The sequence below is a fragment of the Reyranella sp. genome (assembly GCF_965227665.1).
GTDB lineage: Bacteria > Pseudomonadota > Alphaproteobacteria > Reyranellales > Reyranellaceae > Reyranella.
This window is the reverse complement of record NZ_OZ245767.1, coordinates 2,663,788-2,685,686: the sequence shown is the minus strand read 5'-3', so window position 1 is coordinate 2,685,686 and position 21,899 is coordinate 2,663,788. Positions and strand designations below refer to the sequence as shown.

The 21,899-nt window shown below is 67.5% G+C and carries 18 protein-coding genes; 11 read left to right on the top strand and 7 right to left on the bottom strand.

Annotated features, from left to right (window positions below; genetic code table 11):
* Positions 1–32: 32 nt before the first annotated feature.
* Together ACO07I_RS12940 and ACO07I_RS12935 are read left to right on the top strand one after the other, a co-directional pair.
* Entirely contained in the window at positions 33–2,273 is a 2,241-nt protein-coding gene (locus ACO07I_RS12940; protein WP_422017908.1) for an arylsulfatase, read from the top strand.
* Complete coding sequence (locus ACO07I_RS12935) at positions 2,270–3,490, top strand: MFS transporter (protein WP_422017906.1); 1,221 nt, start codon at positions 2,270–2,272, stop codon at positions 3,488–3,490. The genes ACO07I_RS12940 and ACO07I_RS12935 overlap by 4 nt, the downstream gene beginning before the upstream one ends.
* Positions 3,491–3,531: 41 nt before the next feature.
* On the opposite strand, the gene ACO07I_RS12930 is transcribed toward ACO07I_RS12935, so the two are convergent.
* Positions 3,532–4,746 carry a CaiB/BaiF CoA transferase family protein gene (locus tag ACO07I_RS12930; RefSeq protein ID WP_422017904.1) on the bottom strand — a complete coding sequence of 405 codons (1,215 nt, stop codon included), beginning with the start codon at positions 4,744–4,746 and terminating at the stop codon, positions 3,532–3,534.
* 134 nt (positions 4,747–4,880) lie between these two features.
* Here ACO07I_RS12930 and ACO07I_RS12925 point away from each other — a divergent pair, with 134 nt between their 5' ends.
* The 7 genes from ACO07I_RS12925 (at position 4,881) to ACO07I_RS12895 (ending at position 12,342) form a co-directional block, all read left to right on the top strand.
* On the top strand, positions 4,881–6,332 hold the full coding sequence (locus tag ACO07I_RS12925) for an amidase (protein WP_422017902.1): 1,452 nt from the start codon (positions 4,881–4,883) through the stop codon (positions 6,330–6,332).
* A gap of 22 nt (positions 6,333–6,354) precedes the next feature.
* Positions 6,355–7,137, top strand: coding sequence for an SDR family NAD(P)-dependent oxidoreductase (locus ACO07I_RS12920; protein WP_422017900.1), 783 nt, complete (start codon positions 6,355–6,357; stop codon positions 7,135–7,137).
* 46 nt (positions 7,138–7,183) lie between these two features.
* On the top strand, positions 7,184–8,683 hold the full coding sequence (locus ACO07I_RS12915) for an amidohydrolase family protein (protein WP_422017898.1): 1,500 nt from the start codon (positions 7,184–7,186) through the stop codon (positions 8,681–8,683).
* Positions 8,683–9,462: an aspartate dehydrogenase gene (locus tag ACO07I_RS12910; RefSeq protein WP_422018247.1), complete on the top strand. Its 780-nt coding sequence runs from the start codon at positions 8,683–8,685 to the stop codon at positions 9,460–9,462. The genes ACO07I_RS12915 and ACO07I_RS12910 overlap by 1 nt, the downstream gene beginning before the upstream one ends.
* The gene (locus tag ACO07I_RS12905; RefSeq protein WP_422017896.1) at positions 9,462–10,688 is read left to right on the top strand and encodes a M20 family metallopeptidase; all 1,227 of its coding nucleotides are present in this window, start codon (positions 9,462–9,464) and stop codon (positions 10,686–10,688) included. Before ACO07I_RS12910 ends, ACO07I_RS12905 begins: the two co-directional genes overlap by 1 nt.
* Before the next feature lie 73 nt (positions 10,689–10,761).
* Positions 10,762–11,619, top strand: coding sequence for an ABC transporter substrate-binding protein (locus ACO07I_RS12900; protein ID WP_422017894.1), 858 nt, complete (start codon positions 10,762–10,764; stop codon positions 11,617–11,619).
* 15 nt (positions 11,620–11,634) lie between these two features.
* Complete coding sequence (locus tag ACO07I_RS12895; RefSeq protein ID WP_422017892.1) at positions 11,635–12,342, top strand: amino acid ABC transporter permease; 708 nt, start codon at positions 11,635–11,637, stop codon at positions 12,340–12,342.
* Positions 12,343–12,517: 175 nt separating this feature from the next.
* On the opposite strand, the gene dapA is transcribed toward ACO07I_RS12895, so the two are convergent.
* Entirely contained in the window at positions 12,518–13,426 is a 909-nt protein-coding gene (gene dapA / locus ACO07I_RS12890; protein ID WP_422017890.1) for a 4-hydroxy-tetrahydrodipicolinate synthase, read from the bottom strand.
* Between the two features lie 33 nt (positions 13,427–13,459).
* On the opposite strand from dapA, the gene ACO07I_RS12885 reads away from it, so the two are divergent.
* Positions 13,460–16,321: an FAD-dependent oxidoreductase gene (locus ACO07I_RS12885; protein ID WP_422017888.1), complete on the top strand. Its 2,862-nt coding sequence runs from the start codon at positions 13,460–13,462 to the stop codon at positions 16,319–16,321.
* 12 nt (positions 16,322–16,333) lie between these two features.
* Entirely contained in the window at positions 16,334–17,014 is a 681-nt protein-coding gene (locus tag ACO07I_RS12880) for an isochorismatase family protein (RefSeq protein WP_422017886.1), read from the top strand.
* A 178-nt stretch (positions 17,015–17,192) separates the two neighbouring features.
* Here ACO07I_RS12880 and ACO07I_RS12875 read toward each other — a convergent pair whose 3' ends face one another.
* From ACO07I_RS12875 to ACO07I_RS12855, 5 genes are read right to left on the bottom strand one after another with little or no spacing between them, the layout of a single operon-like run.
* Positions 17,193–17,801: an alkylhydroperoxidase domain protein gene (locus tag ACO07I_RS12875; protein WP_422017884.1), complete on the bottom strand. Its 609-nt coding sequence runs from the start codon at positions 17,799–17,801 to the stop codon at positions 17,193–17,195.
* Positions 17,798–18,373, bottom strand: a complete 576-nt coding sequence (locus tag ACO07I_RS12870) for a CMD domain protein (protein WP_422017882.1) — start codon at positions 18,371–18,373, stop codon at positions 17,798–17,800. The genes ACO07I_RS12875 and ACO07I_RS12870 overlap by 4 nt, the downstream gene beginning before the upstream one ends.
* Entirely contained in the window at positions 18,370–19,404 is a 1,035-nt protein-coding gene (locus ACO07I_RS12865) for a putative FMN-dependent luciferase-like monooxygenase (protein WP_422017880.1), read from the bottom strand. The genes ACO07I_RS12870 and ACO07I_RS12865 overlap by 4 nt, the downstream gene beginning before the upstream one ends.
* Positions 19,401–21,065 (bottom strand): dipeptide ABC transporter ATP-binding protein, encoded by a 1,665-nt coding sequence (locus tag ACO07I_RS12860; RefSeq protein ID WP_422017878.1) that lies wholly within the window; start codon positions 21,063–21,065, stop codon positions 19,401–19,403. The genes ACO07I_RS12865 and ACO07I_RS12860 overlap by 4 nt, the downstream gene beginning before the upstream one ends.
* Positions 21,062–21,892: an ABC transporter permease gene (locus ACO07I_RS12855; RefSeq protein WP_422018245.1), complete on the bottom strand. Its 831-nt coding sequence runs from the start codon at positions 21,890–21,892 to the stop codon at positions 21,062–21,064. Before ACO07I_RS12855 ends, ACO07I_RS12860 begins: the two co-directional genes overlap by 4 nt.
* Positions 21,893–21,899 lie beyond the last annotated feature (7 nt).

Below are 21,899 nucleotides of genomic sequence, written 5' to 3'. Positions count from 1 at the left end.
TCGGACAACCGCGACAACGAAAGAGGAAACGCATGACGGGACATCAGGGGAAGATCGGCAAGACGGTTCAGGAGTCACAGCCGCACTGGCCGAAGGCCCCGAAGCGGCCGAAAGGCGCGCCGAACATCCTGGTCATCCTGTTCGACGATGTCGGCTTCTCCGACCTCGGCTGCTACGGCTCGCCGATCGACACGCCCGTCATCGACGCCCTCGCCAAGCGCGGCCTGCGCTACACCGGCTTTCACACGACGGCGATGTGCTCGACCACGCGGGCCGCGCTTCTGACCGGCCGCAACCATCATTCGGTGGGTGTCGGCTGCCTCGCCAATTTCGATTCGGGCTATCCCGGCTATCGCGGCAAGATCAGCCGCGAGGCGGGCACCATCGCCGAGATGCTGCGGCCGCACGGCTATCGCAACTACATGCTGGGCAAGTGGCACGTGACGCCGCTCACCGAGTCCGGCGCGACCGGCCCGTTCGACGGCTGGCCGCTGGGCCGAGGCTTCGACCGCTACTACGGCTTCATGGATGCCGAGACCGATCAGTTCGCGCCCGAGCTGGTGCGTGACAACACACCGGTCGATCCGCCGGGCACGTTCGCCACCGGCTATCATCTCACCTCCGACCTGGTCGACCAGGCGATCCGCTATCTCGCCGACCATACCGCCGACAATGCCGAGACGCCGTGGCTCACCTGGCTGGCCTTCGGCGCCTGCCATGCGCCCCACCAGGCGCCGTTCAACCTCGTCTCCAAGTACGATTCGGTCTTTGCCGAAGGCTGGGACGCCGAGCGTGAAAAGCGCCTCGCGCGCCAGATCGAGATGGGCATCGTGCCCAAGGGCACGCAGCTGCCGCCGCGCAACGATTCCGTGCGCGCCTGGGCCGAGATTGACGAGCCCGAACGCCGCCTGTTCACCCGGCTGCAGGCCGCCTACGCCGCCATGCTCGACCATGCCGACCAGCATATCGGCCGCCTGGTGGCCTTCCTCGAGAGCAGCGGCCAGCTCGACGACACGCTGGTCATCGTCATGTCCGACAACGGCGCCAGCCAGGAAGGCGGACCCTTCGGCATGATCAATGCCATGGGGCCCTACAATCTCCGTCGCGAATCGCTCGAGGAGAAGATCGCGCGCATCGACGATATCGGCGGCCCCGACACTCACTCCAACTTCCCGTGGGGCTGGGCGATGGCGGCCAACACGCCGCTGCGCCGCTACAAGCAGAACACCCATGGCGGCGGCATCCGCGATCCGCTGGTCATGGCCTGGGACAAGGGCATCGCCGCGCGCGGCGAGCTGCGCCACCAGTTCTGCCATGCCAGCGACCTGGTCCCGACCCTGCTCGACGTCGTCGGCATCAAGCCGCCCAAGGCGATCAACGGCGTGAAGCAGATGCCGCTCGAAGGCACCAGCTTTGCCAAGAGCCTCAAGAATGCGAAGGCCAAGTCCAAGGCCAAGCCGCAATATTTCGAGATGTTCGGCCATCGCGGCCTGGTGCAGGATGGCTGGAAGGCCGTGTCGTTCCATCCGCCGGGCGCCGACTTCGCCAACGACAAGTGGGAACTCTACCACCTCGACCAGGACTTCAACGAGACCAACGATCTCGCCGAGAAGGAGCCGGAGCGGCTGAAGGCCATGATCGACGAATGGTGGCGCCAGGCCGAGGCGCACAAGGTCCTGCCGCTCGACGACCGCTTCGCGCCGCGCTTCGCCGACAATGCCAAGCGCTTTCACGGGCCCCGCAACCGTTTCGTCTTCCATGCCGGCATGGGCCACGTCCCGACCGACGTGGCGCCCGACGTGCGCAACCGCACCTACACGATCGAGGCCGACGTCCATGTTGACGGGGCGATGACCGAGGGCGTGCTGATCGCCCATGGCGACGCCACCACCGGCTACTCGCTCTACATGAAGGACGGCAAGCTCGCCTACGACATGAACATCGGCGGCGAGCACCACCTGATCGTCTCCGACCGGCCGGTGCCGGCCGGCAACCGCAAATTGGCGGTCCGGATGCGGCGCAACAAGGGGCGCAACCTCGCCACGATCCTGATCGACGGCGAGCCGGCGGGCAGCTTCGACACCCAGAACGGCTTCGTCAGCTTCATCTCCTGGTCGGGCCTCGACATCGGCCGCGACCGGTCGAGCCCGGTGTCGCACTACGAGGCGCCGTTCGCCTTCACCGGCAAGCTGCGCAAGGTCACCGTGCTGATGGACGACGACCAGGTGCTCGACGCCGAGCAGGCAGCCGCGGCGGCGCTGGCGCGCGAGTGAGCGTCACCCCGCCGGGGAGGGGTGTCGACAGCGCCTATGCGTGGCGGCTGGCGCTGGTCTCGATGGCCTGCGTCGCGCTGGGCGGCGGCGGCATCTATCTGCCCATGGTCGGCCTCAAGGAAATGGCGGCCGACTTCGGCGACCAGCGCGCCGTGCCGTCCTTCGCCTACATGGTGGGCTTCTTCGGCATGGGCGTGGGCGGCGTCTTCATGGGCTGGCTGGCCGATCGCACCAGTCCGCGGGTGCCGCTGCTGATTGCCGGCGTCTGTATCGCGCTGGGCGGTTGGGTGGCGTCCCGCGGCGGCGAGATCGCGCTTTATGCAGGCTATGCCGTCCTGCTGGGATTCCTGGGCAATGCCGGCACCTTCACGCCGGCGATGAACAACGTGCAGGGCTGGTTCGAGAAGCGGCGCAACATGGCGATCGCGCTCATCTCGATCGGGCCCGCGGTGGCCGGCTCGGTCTGGCCGCAGGTCTATCGCCTGCTGCTGCCGGAGATCGGCTGGCGCGACACGTTGCTGGTCTACGGCCTGTCGGCCGGCGGGCTGTTGCTGCTGGGCGCGCTCTACGTTCGGGTGGCGCCGACCCTGCGCGGTCCGGGCGGGCGGCGGCGCGAGGAGAAGGTGCACCTGCCATTGCCCTCTTCGGCGATCATGTTGCTGCTCTCCGCGGCGGGCTTCTGCTGCTGCACCGCCATGGCGATTCCCTTCGTTCACATGGTCGCCTTTTGCGGCGACCTGGGCTACCCGGCGGCGCGCGGCACCGAGGCGGTGTCGCTGGTGCTGGTCTCGGCCATCGTCGCCACCTTCGTCATGGCGCGCCTCGCCCAACGCATCGGGCCGCTGCCGGTCAGTCTTCTCTGTTCGGTGATCCAGATCGGCTCGCTGGTCGGCTTCCTCTACGTGCGCGACATCAACGGAATCTACGCGCTGTCCCTGCTGCACGGCATTCCCTTCATCGCTATCGTGCAGGGCTATGCGCTGAATCTGCGCTTCCTCTACGGCCCGACGATCGCCGGCTGGCGCCTCGGCGTGGTGATGCTGTTCGCGATGGCGGGCATGGCCGCCGGCGGCTGGCTGGGCGGCTTCATCTTCGACGCGACGCTCTCCTACACGTCGGCCTTCCAGTCGGCACTCGCCTTCAACCTGCTCAACCTGATGCTGCTGGGCATCCTCTATACGGCTCAGCGCAGGCGGCACATTGTGGGCTTGCCTTAGCTTTCTTCTCCTCCCCCGTAAGACGGGGGAGGAATAGAGAGTTAGATGACCTTGCGGGCCTTGAGGCCCTCGATCTGCGCAGGAGTCAGGCCCAGGCCGCCATAGACTTCCTCGTTGTGCTGACCCATCGACGGGCCGGCATGGCGCACGGCGCCCGGCGTTTCGGAGAAGCGCGGCACGACACCCTGCATGCGCACCGAACCCAGCTCCGAGTCGGGCACGCTGACGATCGCCTGGCGCGCCGCGAACTGCGGGTCGGCGAAGACGTCGGCGATGTCGTAGATCGGCGAGAAGCCGACCTCGTGGCGCGTGAACGTCTCGCGCAACTCGGCGAGGGTAAGTTTGCCAATGGCGGCGCCGACGATCTCGTCGAGCTCGCGATAGTTCTTCACCCGCGCCGGATTGAGCGCGAATCGCGGATCCTCCAGCAGGTGCTTCAGGTCCAGCGCCGCACAGAGCCGCACGAAGATGCTCTGGGTCGAGGCCGCGATCGACGCCCACTTGTCGTCGGCGGTGCGATAAACGTTGCCCGGCGCGGCATACTGGCTGCGATTGCCCGACCGCGTGCGCACGGCGCCGAGCTGGTCGTATTCGATCGCCAGGAATTCGAGCGTGCGCATCATCGCCTCGGTGGCCGAGCAATCGATCTCCTGGCCGCGCCGCTCGGGATGCTGCGCGAGATCGTGCAGGGCGGCCAGGATTCCCACCGCGCCGAACAGGCCGGCGACGGCATCGGAGATCGGATAGCCGAGATGCAGCGGCCGGCCGTCCTCCTCGCCACAGATCTGCGTGAAGCCGCTCATCGCCTCGAAGATCCGGGCGAAACCAGGCCGTCCGGCATAGGGACCGTCCTGGCCGAAGCCGGTGACCCTCAGGATGGTGAGGCGCGGATTGAGCCCCTGCAGCCAGGTTCGCGTGATGCCCCAGCCGTCGAGCGTACCCGGACGGAAATTCTCGACCAGCACATCGGCGTCGGCCACCAGCTTGGCGAAGAGATCGCGGCCCTCGGGCAGGCGAAGGTCGAGCGTGATGCCCTTCTTGTTGCGGTTGGTGACTTTCCACCACAGCGGCACGCCGTCCTTGTGCGGCGCCAGCGCGCGCAGCGAATCGCCGACGCCCGGCATCTCGACCTTGACGATCTCGGCGCCATAGTCGCCCAGCAGACCCGCCGCGAAGGGGCCGGCCACGACCGTCGAGATGTCGAGGATGCGCAGACCCTTGAGGGGGCCGGCGGCTTCAGCTTGATCGGTCTTCATGGGGCGTTTCCTCGTGGGCGAATATCGGGCCGATGTGCATGCGGAGCGGGCAAGGCAGCTAAACCGGCTTTGCGGGACAGGGAAGGCAGACAGGACGCAGTGAAGGCTGGCACAGTGATGACTGGAGGCAATACATGAGCAACGAACTTTGGCGTCTTACCGCAGTCGAGGCCGTCTCGCGTCTCAAGAAGAAGGAGATTTCGCCCCTCGACCTGGTGGAGGCTTCGGCCGCGCGCATGGCCGAAGTCGAGCCGGCGGTTAACGCCATGCCGACGCTTTGCCTCGATCGCGCGCGCGACCATGCGAAACGGATCATGGAAGGCAAGGCCAACGAGGCCGAAGGCGAGGCGGGCTGGCTGGCCGGTCTTCCGGTCTCGATCAAGGACCTGACCGATGTGGCCGGCGTGCGCACCACCTATGGATCGCCGATCTTCGCCGACCATGTGCCCGAAAAGTCCAATCCGCTGGTCGAGCGCATCGAGCGCAAGGGCGGCATCGTGATGGGCAAGTCGAACACGCCGGAATTCGGCGCCGGCGGCAGCACCTTCAACGAGGTCTTCGGCCGCACGCGCAATCCCTGGAACACCTCGCTCACCTGCGGCGGGTCCACCGGAGGCGGCTCGGTCTCGGTGGCGACCGGCGAGGTCTGGCTGGCGCACGGTTCCGACCATGGCGGCTCGCTGCGGCGGCCGGGCACCTACTGCTCGACGGTCGGCCTCCGCCCGTCGGCAGGCCGGGTCACGCGCGGCACCTCGAACAATCTCTATTCGCCGCAGTCGGTGCAGGGTCCGATGGCGCGCAACGTCGCCGACTTGGCGCTGTTCCTCGACACGATGTCGGGCTTCTGCCCCCTGGACGCCATGACCTTCGATGCCCCGGCGGTGTCGTTCAGCGCGGCGGTCGCCAATCCCGTGCTGCCCAAACGCGTCGCCTTCACCATCGACTTCGGCGGCCGGTTCGAGGTCGACCGCGAGATCCGCGAGATCTGCACGAGGATGGCGCAACGCTTCGAGGAGCTGGGCTGCATCGTCGAGGAGGTCTCGCCCGATTTCGGTCCGGTCGACGAAGTGTTCATGGCCTTCCGCAGCCAGCAGTTCCTCGTCGATCGCGAGCTGCAGATCCAGCAGTATCGCGACAAGTTCAAGCCCGACATCATCTGGAACACCGAACTCGGCCAGAAGCAGACGACCAGCCAGCTCGCCTGGGCCGAACGCGAGCGCGCGGCGCTCTACCGGCGGATGTTCACCTTCTTCCAGACCTACGACCTGCTGGTGACGCCGGGCGCGCCGACGGCCGCCTTCGACGTCAACCTGCGGGCACCAGAGACCATCGCCGGCAAGAAGCTCGAGAACTACATGTCGGGCTCGACGCTCAACTCCGCGATCACCGTGACCGGCAGCCCGGCGATCGCCGTGCCCTGCGGCTTCGACAGTTTCGGCCGGCCGGTGGGCCTGCAGCTCGTTGGCAAGCCGCGCGGCGAGGCGGCGCTCCTGCAGGCGGCAGCGCTCTACGAGAAATTGGTCGGATTCGATCGACTGCTCCCCATCGACCCCAGGCCGGGAACCGTGCCACCCTCCTCCCCATAAAACGGGAAAAGGGGGAGAAACGATGCGGGTCGTCATTACCGGCGCGAGCCGTGGCATCGGTCGAGCGACCGCCTTGAAACTGGCCGCCGACGGCGCGGAGGCGATGACCCTCTGCGACGTCGCCTATCTCGACGAACTGGAGGCGCTGGCCACCAATCTGCGCACCTCGGGCTGCACGGTCCGCACGCTCAAGGCCGACATGGCCAAGCCCACCGCGCCGGCCAAGGTGATCGCCGCCGCCGTCAAGGCGATGGGCGGCATCGATGCGCTGGTGGGCAATGCCGGCATCACCGCGCCCGCGAAGCTGGTCGATCTCGACCTCGCGACCTGGAATCGCGTCTTCGACATCAACCTGCGCGCCAACTGGCTGCTGGCCAAGGCCGCCCATCCGCATCTCAAGCGCTCCAAGGGCGCCATCGTGATGCTGGCCTCGATGGCCGGCGTCGTGCCGCAGCTTCCGACCGGCGCGTATAGCCCGACCAAGGCGGCGCTGATCATGCTGACCGAGATGATGGCGCAGGAATGGGCGCCCGACGGCATCCGCGCCAACGCCGTCTGTCCGGGCTTCGTCCATACGTCGATGACGGACGCCATCTACAGCAAGCCGGCGCTGGCCCGCGGGCGGGCCAGGATGGTGCCGCTCGGCCGGGTCGCCAAGCCGGGCGACATCGCCGACGCCATCGCCTTCCTGCTGGGACCGCAGGCCAGTTACATTACCGGCCAGTCGCTGCTGGTCGATGGCGGCCTCGTCCACTCGGTCCTCAATCACGTTCCGGGAGTCGCCGCGACGCCGCGCGCCCGGTAAGCTTGCGGGCGATACGCCCCTCATCCCCAGCACCTGGCGAGGCACCATGGGCCTGTTGAGCGACGACGAGCGCAGCCGTCTGGCACCGGCCCGGTTGGCCGGCGGCACCACACCCGTCCCGACCCGGGTCGTGTCCAGCGACGAGTTCCTGCCGATTGCGCAGACGCCGGCGCAGAAGAGAGTCGAGGCGCGCATGAATGCGCTGGCCGACGAGTATGCGCCCAGGAACGGCCTCTCGCGCCGGCGCTTTTTCCAGACCGCCGCCGGCATGGCGACGGCCTTCGTCGCCATGAACGAGATCCATGGTCCGCTTTACGGCGCCTCGCCGGCCGAGGCGAAGAGTGTCGACCTCGCGCAGGCGCGGGCCGACGGGCTGAAGGATCAGTTCGTCATGGACGTGCACACGCACTTCCTGCGCGACGACACACGGCTCGAAGGTTTCGTGCGCGGCCGCGAGGCGGTGGGCAAGGCCGGCTGGAATCCCGAACTCGTCGACAGGCCGCAGACCATCGATGACCTCAAGTACCCGAACTGGTTCAAGGAGATCTATCTCGACAGCGACACCAAGGTGGCGCTGGTCAGCGGCTCGGCCTCGGAGGATCCGCGCGACTGGTTCCTGACCAACGAGATGAAGGCAGAGGCGCGCGAGAAGGTGAACAAGGCGGCCGGCTCCAAGCGCTGCCTGTCGCACGCCATCTTCACGCCGGGCTATGACGGCTGGATGGACGAAGTCGACAAGTGCATCGCGACCTTGAAGCCCGATTCGTGGAAGGGCTACACGGTCGGCGACAATACCAACAAGGACCTGGCGCGCCATCCCTGGCGCATGGACGACGAGAAGCTCGTCTATCCCTTCTACGAAAAGATCGTGAAGGCAGGCCACGACATCGTCTGCGTGCACAAGGGCCTCTATCCGCCGTCGGTCTCGCAGCGCTGGCCGCATCTGACGCCGTACGCGGCGGTCGACGATGTCGGGAAGGCGGCGAAGGACTGGCCGCAGATCCGCTTCGTCGTCTACCACTCGGCCTTCCGCTGGACCGGCGCGCCCGGCGCTTCGGCCGGCGGCTACGATCAGTTCGAGAAGACCGGCCGGGTCGACTGGACCTCCGACCTTGCGGAGATTCCTGCGAAATACGGCGTCAGCAACGTCTATGCCGACCTCGGCCAGATCTTTGCCCAGACCACGGTGACCGAGCCTCGCCTGTGCGCGGCGCTGATGGGCATGCTGATCAAGGGCATGGGCGCGGATCATGTCGTCTGGGGCACAGACGCGGTGTGGACCGGCGCGCCGCAATGGCAGATCGAGGCGCTGCGCCGCCTCGAGATTCCCGAGGACATGCAGAAGAAGTTTGGCTTCGCTCCGCTTGGCGGCGCCGACGGCGCGGTGAAGCGCGCCATCTTCGGCGAAAATTCGGCCAAGATGTACAAGTACGACATCAAGAAAGCCGCCTGGCGCGACGATCGCTTCGCCGCGATCAAGTCGGACTATGAGCGTGCAGGTCGCGAACCGTCGAACCTGCGCTACGGCTTCGTCGTTCCCTCGTGATGCGATACGGCATCGTCGGCTTCGGACGGATCGGTCGACGACTGGCGGTACGCATGCCAGGCGTCGCGGCGGTTCTGGTACGGCCTGCGCAAGTCGAGGATGCCTCGGCAATCGTGGGCAGCGCGGCCGTTTGCACGTCGCTCGACGCATTCATCGCGCGCGGGCCCGCGGTTGCGCTCGAGTGTGCCTCCGCATCGATGCTGGCCGAGACGGGGGCTCTATTGCTGGCCCAGGGCATCGACCTGATCCCCCTTTCGCTCACGGCCTTCGCCGATCCGCGGATCGAGCGCCGCCTGATCGATGCTGCGGAAGCGGGGCCGGGCCGCCTGGAGATCGCGCCCGGTGCGATCGGGACGCTCGACCTGCTGGCGACGGCACGCGAGGAGGGGTTGAACCGCGTGATCTATCGTCAGCTCAAGTCACCTTCCATGTGGCGATTGACGCCGGCCGACCGGCTCGCCGATCTGGCGTCGATCGAGACGCGCCGTGTCTTCTTCAAGGGCAGCGTGCGCGAGGTCGCGCGTCACTTCCCCAACAACTTGAACACATCGGTCGGCGTCGCGCTGGCCGGGCTCGGGCTCGATCGAACGGAAGCCGAGCTGGTGGCCGACCCGGCGATCAGCGAGACCGGCCATGAACTCGAGATTCACGCGGCACCGGGCAATGTCGTTCTGACAGTCGGGGGACGCGAGGTGCCGCCCGATGGCGACCCGATCGACTACACGACATTCAGCCTGATGAGGCTGCTGAAACGCCGGGAAGCGCGGATGGCGATCTGATGGAAGACTCCGTTTCCTTCCTGCGGCAGCTCATTCGCGCCCAGACGGGCGGTGAAGCGGCCGTACAGAACGTCGTTGCCGACGCGGCGCGCGCTCTGGGCTGCGCCGTCGAGACCGTGCGCTACAAGCCGGGCGACGTGCCCATGGTGGGTGAATTCGCGGCGAGTCGCGCCATGGTCGAGGGTGAGCGCGAGAGTGTCGTCGCGACCTTCAAGGGTGGGGGAGAGGGTCGAAGCGTCATCTTCTTTGCCCATCCCGATGGCGAGCCCCTTGCCGGGCTCGACGCGTGGCGCCGCGATCCCTTCGGGGGTGTCGTCGACGGCGGCCGTATCCACGGCTGGGGCGTGGCGGACGATCTGTCCGGCGTGGCGATGATGGTCGACGGGTTGCGGGCACTGCTCGCCTCCGGTCGCCGGCCAGCCGGAGATGTGATCCTGGCCAGTACGCCCAGCAAGCGTCACGCGCGCGGTGTGTCGGCGTTGCTCCATGGCGGACTGAGAGCGGATGCGGCCGTCTACTGTCATCCCGCCGAATCGGGTCTGGGTATGCGGGAGATCAAGGCCTTCTGCCTGGGGCAGCTCGACTTCCGCATCCTCGTCGCGGGAAGGCCGCCTTCGACCAACGAGATCAGCCATCTCGCCTTCGCCCATCAGGCCGAGAACCCGGCCGACACGCTGATGGAAATCCATGCCCGCCTGAAGGCGCTGGCGGACCGACGGGCAGAGGCCGCTCGCCACCCGCTGCTGGAACAGGCAGTCGGCCGCTCGTCCAATCTGCTCATCTCTCACATGAATGTCGGCACGCCCGGCACGCACACGCGGATCGCTTCGCACGGCCTCATCGAGGGGGCGCTCTCATTGCTGCCGGGCGAGGACATGAACCGTGTCCAGGCGTCCGTCGAAGAGGCCGTAAATGGCCTGGCGCGCATCGATTGGGTGTCGGGCATATCGGGCGCCGAAGTTCCGACGGAAAGCCCGCTCTACCGCATCGTCGCCGACGCCATCGTGGCGACCACCGGCGAACGGCCGCATGTCAATCCGCTGCACACCGCGAGCGACATCCGCAATCCGATCGTCCAGGCTGGCATCCCGACGATCGGGCTGGGGCCCCTCGGTGGCGATCTAACGCAGAACGGCCTGCACGATGAATGGGTCGACGTCGAAGATTATCGGCGGGCGGTCGAGGTCGTGTCGGACATCATCATCGGCTGGTGCGGCACGGTCTGAAACATCCCCGGGCAAGGCGGACTTCGGCGTCAAAATTGCATGCGGTCGTGGGGACCGTATTCCGGGGGAAATCATGAACAATTTCAATGACATCAAGCTGCAGCGCCGCAGCCTTCTCGGCGCCGCTGCCGCCGCATCTGCAATGACGCTGGTTCCGGGCGTGCTCCGCGCCCAGCCGAAGATCGCGCCGCCCACCCTCATCAAGGCCGGTACGCTGATCATGTCGATCAATCCGACATTGCCGCCGCTGCAGTTTGTCGACGACAAGGGCCAGCTCAAGGGCATGCGGGTCGAACTCGCCGACGCATGCTGCAAGCGGCTGGGGCTTGCGCCGGAATATATCCGCACCGAATTCGCCACCATGATCCCCGGCCTCGCCGCCAAGCGCTGGGACATGATCAACACCGGCATCTTCTGGACCGAAGAGCGTTCCAAGCTGATGTACATGGTGCCGACCGAGCAGGCGGCCATCAGCTTCCTCGCCGCCAAGGGCAATCCGCTGGGCCTGAAGACGGTGGACGATCTGGCCGGCAAGCGCATCTCGGTCGAGCTGGGCGGCATCGAGGAGCGGCGCACCCGCGAAGTCGCCGACATGGTGGCCAAGAAGGGCCTGAAGCCCATCACCGTCATGACCTTCAACAACTTCGCCGAGGCCTTCCAGGCGCTCAAGGCCGGTCAGTCCGACGCCGCCACCAGCATCGATGCCACGGCCATGTTCATGCAGCAGAGAGGCGACTTCACGCGCGCGATCAGCGGCGTGTTTCCCCAGATTGCCTGCTTTGCCTTCGCCAACAAGGCGCTGGCGGATGCCGTCGTCGGCGCCCTGAACGATCTCAAGAAGGATGGCACGTATGCCAAGCTGCTCGACCAGTATGGCGTCCTGCAGATCGACGAGCCGGCCTTCGCCATCAAGGGCCCAGGCCCGGCCTAGCGTACCGGTGCCTGCGTGAAAGTCTGGAACTGGGAAGGTTTCTGGGGGTACTTCACCAACCTCTACCTTCTGGAGGGTGCGCTGTGGACGATCGGGCTCACGATCAGCACGCTCATCCTGGGCGGTATGCTGGGCCTCCTGCTCGCCGTAATGCGCCTCAGCAAGCACAAGGGGCTGGCCCGGGCGGCGCAGACTTATATCTGGGTCTTCCGCGGCACGCCGCTGCTGGTGCAGCTCATCATCATCTACACCGGCCTGCCGCAGCTCGGGCTGGTGCGCTTCTCGGTGCTCGAATCGGCGATCCTCGGTCTGGCGCTGAACGAGGCGGCCTATCTCTCGGAAATCCTGCGCGGCGGCATCCTGTCCGTCGCCAAGGGGCAGACCGAGGCCGCCCGGGCAATGGGGTTGAAGCCGCACCAGATCTTCCGGCTGGTCGTGCTGCCGCAGGCCTTGCGCGTCATCATCCCGCCGCTCGGCAATTCGGTGAACGGCCTGCTCAAGACCACGTCGATCGCTTCGGTGATCTCGATGGAGGAGGTTCTGCGGCGCGGTCAAATCCTGATGCAGCAGAAATTCCAGGTGCTCGAGGTCTTCATCGTGGTGGCCATCATCTACCTGGCGATGACCACCTGCTGGGACTTCGTGCAGCGCCGCATCGAGGCCTATTACGGCAAAGCCTACGGGTCCGCTGTCGATGGCCAGCTGGCGCGTGACGATCGCTGACTTCAGTCTCTTCCCCATTCAGATGGGGAAGTGCCCCGTCATACGGGGCGATGGGGTCATGGGTGTCGCCAAGCCTATGACCCCTCCGTCGGCTGGCGGCTTGGTTGCAAGCCGCGAGCCGCCACCTCCCCATTTGAACGGGGAGGACGGTGATTCTACTTCGTCCGGAAGGGCGCTAGGCGCGGGCGCGCGCCTTCTCGTCGGTCAGAACGCCCATCTGGCGCAGCACGTCCCGCAGGGCCGGGAGTTGCGCTTCGGGCAGCGGCAGGCGCGGCGCGCGCGGCGGGCCCATGGGCATGCCCATCATCTCGAAGGCGGCCTTGGTGCCGGAGACGTAGCGCGGGCCGCCGACCCACCAGAGCAGCGGCGTCATCTTCATGTAGAGCGCGAGGGCCGCATCCATGTCGCGCTTGTCGGCGACCAGCTCGAACAATTCGGCCGACCAGCGCGGAATCACGTTGGAGCAGACCGCGACCCAGCCTTCCGCGCCCAGCCAGAAGGATTCGTAACCCAGCACGCCCGCGAAGACCGTCATCTTGTCGCCGGCGAGGCGGATGATGTCGCGCACGCGCGTCGGATCGAGGGTCGACTCCTTGACGTAGAGGCAGTTCGGGATCTGGGCGATGCGCGCGATCAGCTCCGGCTGCATGTCGACGTTCGCCGTCGCCGGATTGTTGTAGACCATGATCGGGAGCGAGATCGCGTCCGCGACCTTCTTGTAGTGGGTGAAGAGTTCGTCGTCGGTCGGCACGCTGTAGAAGGGCGGGATGATCATCACGCCGTCGGCGCCCATGGATTCAGCCTCGCGGCTGGTGCGGATGACCTCGTCGGTCCATTCCGCGCCCGTGCCAATCAGCACCGGGACCCGCCCGGCCGCCTGCTTCACCACGATCTCCACGATCTGGCGGCGCTCGTCCGGCGTTACGCTCAGGAACTCGCCGGTACTGCCCAACGGGATGAGGCCGTGGATGCCCTCGGCGATCTGGAAGTCGACCAGCCGGCGCAGCGCCGCCTCGTCGACCTTCCGGCCGTCGGCGGTGAAGGGCGTGATCATGACGGTGTAGGTGCCGCGGAACTTCTTCATGCTGTGCCTCCGGCAACATTGTAGACCTTTTGCATGCGCCTGAAACATCCCGACATGCGGCCCACGGGCGCGCCCATTCGAATCTCCTTCGACGGGCGCGATATCGAGGCGATGCAAGGTGAGACGATCGCCGCGGCGCTGGCGGCGTCGGGCATCGTCGCCGTGCGGGAGGCCCGCTCCGGTGCGCCGCGCGGTCCCTTCTGCGGCATGGGCGTCTGCTTCGATTGCCTCGTCACGGTGGATGGCCGCCCGAGCCAGCGGGCGTGCCTCACCAAGGTCGAGCCCGGCATGGCGGTGTGCTCCTCGCCGGTGGCGGATTTGCCGACGGAGACGAGGACGGAAGCCGCAGCGGCCGAAGAGGTGACCTGCGATGTGCTGGTGGTCGGCGCCGGCCCAGCCGGGCTGGTCGCGGCCCGCGCGTTGGCCGTGGCGGGGGCCTCTGTCGTGGTTCTCGACGAGCGCCTTCATCCGGGCGGGCAGTACTTCAAGCCGCTGGCGCCATCGCACGAGGCTGATCTCGAAACCCTCGATCGCCAGTTCCGGGATGGCGCGGTCCTGCGGCAGTCGACGCTGGCGGCGGGTGTTCGCATCCTGAACGAGGCCACGGTCTGGTCAGCCTTCTCGGCCGGGGAAATCGCCGCCGTCGTGGCGGGCCAGGCGATGTTGTTTCAGCCCAAACGCCTGGTGCTGGCGACGGGCGCCTACGAACAGTCGCTGCCGGTTCCGGGATGGACCTTGCCGGGCGTGATGACGGTCGGTGGCTTGCAGACGCTCGCGCGCTCCTATCGCGTGGCGCCGGGCCAACGCATCGTGATTGCCGGCAATGGCCCGCTTTGCCTGCAGACCGCGGCCGAGCTGATCGACGGCGGCGCCAATGTCGTTGCGGTGCTCGAGGCGGCGCGGCGGCCTGGTCTCGCGCAGTGGCGCGCGGTGGCGCGAGCCGCCGCGGCCGATCCCTTTCTCATCGCGCAGGGCGCGCGCCTTGCGGCGCGGCTGGGCACTCTCCTCCACTGGGATTGCACGGTGACGCGGCTGGTCGGCGAGGATCGGGTGCGTCGCGTCGAAGCCGGCGCGTTCGCGATCGACGCAGACATCGTGGCGCTGGGTTACGGCTTTGCCTCCTCTTCGGAGATTGCGCGTTCGCTGGGCTGTGCCCATCGCTTCGTGGCGCGAGGCACCGGGTCGATGGAAACGCTGACGGACGGGGAGGGCCGTTCTAGCCTGCCGGAGGTGTTCGCCATCGGCGACGGCGCACGGTTCGGCGGTGCGCAGGCGGCGATGGCGCAGGGAACCATTGCCGCTGCGGCCATTGCCAATGATCTGGGCCTCGCAGGCATCAAGAGAGACGAAGCCCGGCGGACGTTGAACCGGTCTCGTCGCTTTCAAGCGGCCTTGTGGCAGCTGTTCGATACGCCGCCGCTTGATCCCGCAGCGATCGAGGACGCCGCCATCATCTGTCGCTGCGAAGAGGTGACGGCGGGCGATCTGAGGACCCTGATCGCGGCCGGCCACGATTCGCCGGCTGTGCTGAAACGCAAATGCCGCGTCGGCATGGGCCGCTGCCAGGGGCGCTATTGCGCTTCGCTGGTGGCCCGCCTGACGACGAGCGAGGTCGGCGAGTTCGATCTGTTCGCGCCGCGGCCGCCGGTCAAGCCCGTGCCGATCCGCGCGCTGACGGTGGAGCAGGGCGAGTGGGGCGGACACAAGGAGTTCGTACCGCCGGATATGTCGCGACCGCGCGACAGCGAGCCTCTGGCGACCCAGACGGTCGACACGCTGGTGATCGGCGGCGGCATCATGGGCTCCTGCGCCGCCTATTGGCTGGCGCGCGAGGGTATCGAGACGCTGGTCGTCGAGCGCGACGAGGTGAATCTCCAGGCCTCGGGCGCCAATGCCGGCAGCCTGCATGTCCAGCTCCTGTCGTTCGACTTCGGCGCCAAGGCACAAGAGGGCGGCGGTCCCGCGGCGGCCACCTTGCCTTTGGGCCCCGCCTCCGTAGCGCTATGGCGCGAGATCGCGACCGATACCGGCCAGGATCTCGAGATGAAGGTCATGGGCGGGCTGATGCTGGCCGAGACCGCGCGCGACGTGGAATTCCTCAAGGCCAAGATCGCGATCGAGCGGCAGCATGGCGTCGAGGCCGAGTTGATCGGGGCCAACGAGCTGCGCCGTCTCGAGCCGGGTGTGAGCGACGTGGCGATCGCCGCGGAATGGTGCCCCGGCGAGGGCAAGATCAATCCGCTGCTGGCCACCTATGCCGTGGCCGAGCGGGCGCGTGCCCTGGGCGCCCGCTTCCGCCGCGGCAGCGACGTGCAGTCGATCGAGCGGATGGAGCGCGGTTATCGGGTCGTCACCAGCCGCGGCGAGATCGCCTGCCGGCGCATCGTGAACGCTGCCGGCGCCTGGACGCCGCAGGTCGCCGCGCATCTCGGCCTGACGGTCCCGGTCAAGGGCGCGCCCTTGCAGATGATCGTGACCGAGCCGGCGCCGCCCGCGATCGAGAAGCTGATCGCCCATGCCGACCGCCACCTCACCCTGAAGCAGATGGCGTCGGGCGCCTTCCTGATCGGCGGTGGCTGGACGGCGGGCCACGACGATCAACAGCGCCTGTCGCGCGCGTTGCGGTCGAGCGTGGAGGGCAATCTCTGGATCGCCAGCCGGGTCATTCCGGCGCTCGCCAATCTCCACGTCGTGCGCATCTGGGCCGGCATGAACGTCAATATCGACGGCGCGCCGATCCTGGGCGAAGTGCCGGGCCTGCCCGGCTTCTACAACTGCGTTGGCTCGAACGGCTATACGCTGGCGCCCGTGCTGGCGCGCCTGACGGCCGAGATGCTGGCCGGCCGCAGCACGAGCCTGTCGGTGGCGCCCTATTCGATCCAGCGCTTTCACTGAGGAGGGCTTTGCGTGGAAACCTCGACCAAGACGGCGCGCCAGCTCTACGAGGCGCTGAAAGCCGATCCGCAGCGGCGTCGCTTCGGCTTTGGCCGCAAGCCCGCTCTGGTGAACGTCGATCTCCAGAACGCCTACACGCGGCCGTCCGAGTTCGCGACGGCCTACGAGACCGATCCGCGCCAGATCGAGCACGTGAACAGTCTGGCGCGGCTGGTACGCGCCCGGGGTTGCCCGGTGATCTGGACTTACGTCGCCTATCTCGAGTCGGGCGAGGATTGCGGTGTCTGGGGAACGCGTGCCGACATGTCGGCTTCGTTGCGAAGCATCACGGCCGAGACCCGGCACGCCCAGCTCGACGACCGCTGCGACGTCGACCGTGACTACGACATCGTCATGAACAAGCGCATGGCGTCGGCGTTCTTCGAAACCAACCTTGGATCGCTGTTCACCTTCCACAAGGTCGATACGGTGATCGTCACCGGCGGCTCGACCTCAGGCTGCGTGCGCGCCACGGTGGTTGACAGTCTCTCGCGCAGTTTCCGCACGATCGTTCCGGAGGAGTGCGTCGCCGACAAGCACGAGAGCCCGCACTTCGCCAACCTCTACGACATGGCCGCCAAATATGCCGATGTGCTGCCGGTCTCCGAGGTGATCGATTTCCTGGAGGGCTATGAGCCGGTCTTGAGCGGATGATCTGAAGGCGCGCCCGCAACAGAACCTGGAACTCAAAAGAGCCCCGTCGTCGCGACCGAAGCCGAGCGCAGCGAGGCGGAGCGGAGAGATTTCATCTCCACGATTTTCCGGCTCCTGGAGGGACAGGATCTCTTCGCTCCGCGCCGCGCGCTCCGGTCGAGACGACGGAGGTCTCGCCTTACTTCGGCTGCGTCGCCGGCACACCCAGCGAGAGCATCAGGCGGTTGGCCCAGTTGAAGAACGAGGCCGCGCCGATCAGGTCGGCGATGGCGGCATCGTCGAGGCCGACCGTGCGCAGCCGCTCGACATGCTCCTTGCCGAAGGTCAGCGGCAGGGCGGTCAGCGCCACCGAGGCGGCGACGATGGCCTCCCAGCGTTCGTCGAGCTTGGCCTCGACGCCTTCGTCGAGCAGGCGCTGCACGTCGTCCACGCGCTTGGAATAGGTCGCGGCGAAGCGGGCATGGACGGAGGCGCAGTAGATGCAGCCGTTCAGGCGCGACGTCGCCGCCGCCGCCAACTCGCGCTCGGCGCGCGGCAGCCCGGCCTCGGGATTGTAGAAGATGTCTTTGTCGGTCCGCGTGCGGGCCTCCAGCACGTCGGGATCGCGTGCCAGCAGCCGGAAGTAGGGCGACTTCACGCGCGCCGCATCGACCAGGCTCTTTATGTGGTGCTCGGTCATGTCGGCTTCGGCCATCGGCTCGAGCCAGGGCAGCCAGTCGAGCATGTCGCGGGTGAAGACCACCGGCTCGGTGTGCGGCGGCGGCGTCAGGGTCTTGTCGGTGCTCATAGGGTGCTCGCGAGGACGCCCAGGCCGGACACGACCCGGATCTGGTAGGACAGGAAGGAGACGAGCTGGGAGACCGTCACGATGTCGTCGGTCGACCAGCCGGCGTCGAGCAGCGACTGCAGCGATGCCGCCGATGCATCGCGCGGATGGAACACCAGCATGTGCGTGTGCTCGAAGGCGGCGGCGAGGCGCGGTCCCAGGCTCGCACGCCCGGCATCGCTCACCTTCCAGGTCGGACCCGGCGCATCCTCGACCGAAAGCGGGCCCTTGGGAAAATGACCGTAAGGTCCCTTGGTCTTCGCGGCTGCTGCTTCAGCGGCGATGGCGCTGTGCAAGGCAGCCGGCAGCTTGGCGGCATAGAAGGCATCCGTCTTGGGCTCGCCGTGAAGGCTAGCCACGAAGGACGCGATGGCATGGCGCTCGTCGCCGCTGACGCCGCCCAGTTCCTTGGGCTCGAAGAGGGAGGTGTAACTCGCCTGCGCGTGCTTGCGCGCCTCGGAGCGCTGGGCGCGGATCGCGTCCAGCTTGGAGCCCGGCGCGATTCCCACCAGGCTGTCGATCACATCGGTCATGCGACTTGTCTCGTCCCCGCTTTGACTTCCGGCGCCCAGCCCAATGCGGGCGCCACCTTTCCGGCGAACAGCTCGATCGAGCGCAGGATATACGGGTGCGGCGGATCGATCGAGTGAACCTGCATCGTGAGATCGGTCGAACGCTGCAGGGTGGTGTCGGCCTTCAACGAGGCGATCACCTCGTCGGGCGTGCCGATATGAACGTCCATGGCCCTGATCAGGTCGCCGACCAGGCTGCCCGAGCTGAAGTTGCCGGTGGCTGCCAGCCGATGGCGCATGCGCGACAGGCCGGCCTCCGCCAGGCGCATCGCCTCGTTGCGGTCGTCGGCCACGAAGATGGTGCGCGAGGCCAGGATGCGCGGCTCGACCCCCTTGGGAAGCGCCTCGAGATAGGCGTCCAGCATCGGGTTCTGGATGTCGGCCAGCGAGGCCTGCGGTGCTTCGGGAGCGCGCGGCTGGGTGCGCGACAGCATCAGCCCGTCGCCCGCCAGGCCGGCGCGGCGCGCGCCCGACACGGTGAAGGTCGCCTGCCAGATGCGGTCGACCAGGGTCGGGCTCGACGGATAGAGCTTGTCGCCGCCGGGCAGCGTGCCGCCCGACCACGCGGTCTTGAGCAGGGCGAGATTGTTGTCGAACAGCGCGTGCCGCTGGTCGCTTTCGAGGCCGAAGGCGGTGAAGGCCGAGAGGTTGCCGCCCGGTCCGACGCCGACTTCGAGGCGGCCCCCGCTCATCAGGTCGGTGACGGCAGCATCCTCGGCGACGCGGATCGGCAGTTCCAGCGGCAGGGTGACGATGCCGGTGCCGAGCCGGATGCGCGAGGTATGGGCCGCGACATGGGACAGGAAAACGAACGGCGCAGGAAGACCGCCTTCGCCTTCGTGGAAATGGTGCTGGGCGATCCACGCCGAATCGAAGCCGCATTTCTCGGCCTGCACGATCTGCTGGGTGGCCAGCCGGTAGCGCTCGGCCGCGTCCACCTGGTCGAGCAGGCGGGTGAAGAAGCCGAGGCGCTTGATCGGGAACGTGGTCATGGGCTCAACCTTGGCGGAAGTTCGGGCGGCCCGGCAAGGATGGGCCCATCCAGGACCGGCAGGCCGCGGCCCGGGATGGCATCGATCAGCTCACGCGTATAGGCGCTGTCGGGCCGGCCGAAGACGGTCTCGATCGGACCGCCATCCACCTGCCGTCCCTTGTGCATGACCGACACGGTGTCCGAGATCTGCCGGACCACGGCGAGGTCGTGGGAGACGAACAGGTAGGTGAGGCCCAGGGTCTTCTGCAGTTCGTCGAGCAGCGACAGGATCTGCGCCTGCACCGTGACGTCGAGGGCGGAGACTGCCTCGTCGAGCACCAGCACGCGCGGGTCGAGAACCAGCGCCCGAGCGATCGCCACGCGTTGCCGCTGGCCGCCCGACAGAGCGCGCGGATGGCGGTCGAGGAAATTCTCGGAGAGGCCGACCCGGGCCAGCATGTCGCGCACCTTGCGGGCGCGGTCGGCAGCGGGGATCGGCTCGAAGTTGAGCAGCGGCTCCTCGACGATGCGGGCGATGGTCTGGCGTGGATCGAGCGAACCGAAGGGGTTCTGGTAGACGAGCTGGATGTGCTTGCGGAACTGCCGCAGCTTCTCGCCCTTCAGGGTGGTGAGATCGACCCCGTCGACCAGGATACGCCCGGTCGTCGGCTTGATGAAGCCGACGACGCTGCGGATGGCCGTCGTCTTGCCCGAGCCCGATTCACCCACGATGGCGTGGGTGGTGCCGCGCCGGACCTTGAAGGACAGGTCATCGACCGCGCGGAAGGACGTGGCCTCGCCGCCGCTCACCGGGAAATCGTGCGTGAGGCCCGTCACCTCGATGGCGAAGGCCTGGCTCTCGATCCCGGGCCGCGCCGGGCGCGGTTTGCCGAGCGACGGCGCATCGGCCAGCAGGCGGCGCGTATAGGCGCTGCGCGGGGCTGCGAGCATGTCCTTCACGGGTCCCTGTTCCTGGATGCGCCCGTTCTGCAGCACCACGAGACGGTCGGCGCGATCGGCGGCGACGCCGAGATCGTGCGTCACCAGCAGCACGGCCGTGCCGCTCTCGCGGCGCAATTCGTCGATCAGGTCGAGGATGCGCCGTTGCACCGTGACATCGAGCGCGCTGGTCGGCTCGTCGGCCACGATCAGCGCCGGATTGAGGGCGACGGCGATGGCGATCAGCACGCGCTGCTTCATGCCGCCGGAGAGTTCGTGCGGGTACTGACGCGCACGCATCTCGGCCGGCGTCAGGCCGACCCGCTCCAGCAACTCGATCACTCGCGCGTGGATTGCCTTGCGATCGCCGCGCTTGTGGATCTGCAGCACCTCGGCGAGTTGCGAGCCGATAGTGCGCACCGGGTTGAGCGAGCTGCCGGGATCCTGCGGGATCAGGCTGACGACGGCGCCGCGGATGGAATCCAGCCGCTTCTGCGACCAGTGCGTGATGTCGGTGCCGTTCAGGCGGATGGTGCCGCTCTCGACCCGGCCGTTGCCGGCCAGCAGCCCGAGCGTTGCCTGGGCCGTCGTGGTCTTGCCGGAGCCGGATTCACCCACCAGCGCCACGACCTCGCCCGGCGCGACGCTGAAGGAGACGCCGTGCACGACGCGTTGTTCGCGGTCGCCCGTCTTGTAGGCAATCGCCAAGTCTTCGACCTGGAGGAGGGGCGTGACGGTCATGGCGCGGTCCTGCCCAGCGCCTTGCTGATGCGGTCGGCGGACAGCACGACCAGCACGACGACGAGGCCGGGTGCCGCAGTGAGCCACCAAGCGCGCGACAGGTAATTGCGGCCCTCGGCGATCAGCAGGCCCCATTCGGGCGTCGGCGGCGGTGCGCCGTAGCCCAGGAAGCCCAGCGTCGAGATGGCGAGGATGGCCGAGCCGAGCTGCAGGGCGGCCAAAGCGATCACCGAGGTCAGCGAATTGGGCAGGACATGGCGGTAGAGCACGGCCCAGAAGGTGCCGCCGCTGCCGTACGCCGCCTCGACATACTCGCTGCGCCGCACGCGCATGACCTCGGAGCGCGCCAGCCGGGCGAAGCGGGCGATCGCCACCGCGCCGACCGCGACGGCAACGTTGATCGTACCGAAGCCCAGCAGCACGATGATGCTGAGCGACAGGAGCAGCGAGGGCACGGCGAGCATCGAATCGACCAGCCGCATGATCACCGCGTCGATCCAGCCGCCCCGCGCGCCGGCAATCAGGCCAAGCAGGGTGCCGAGGATCAATCCCACGGTGACGGCGACGAAGGCGCCGGACAGCGAGTGGCGCGCGCCATAGACGATGCGGGCATAGACGTCACGACCCAGCCCGTCGGTCCCCAGCACATGCTCGGCGCTGGGCGGCCGGAGCTGCTCGCCCGGTACGCCTTCGGTGCCGCTGTAGCCGGTGAAAAGGGACGGCAGGGCCGCCCACGTGAGCACGATGAACACGACGGCCCAGGCGAGGGCCAATGTCACCGGCACGCGCTTGAACCGTGTGGTCCAGCGGGCGGGAGCGTCGGCCATCGAGCCG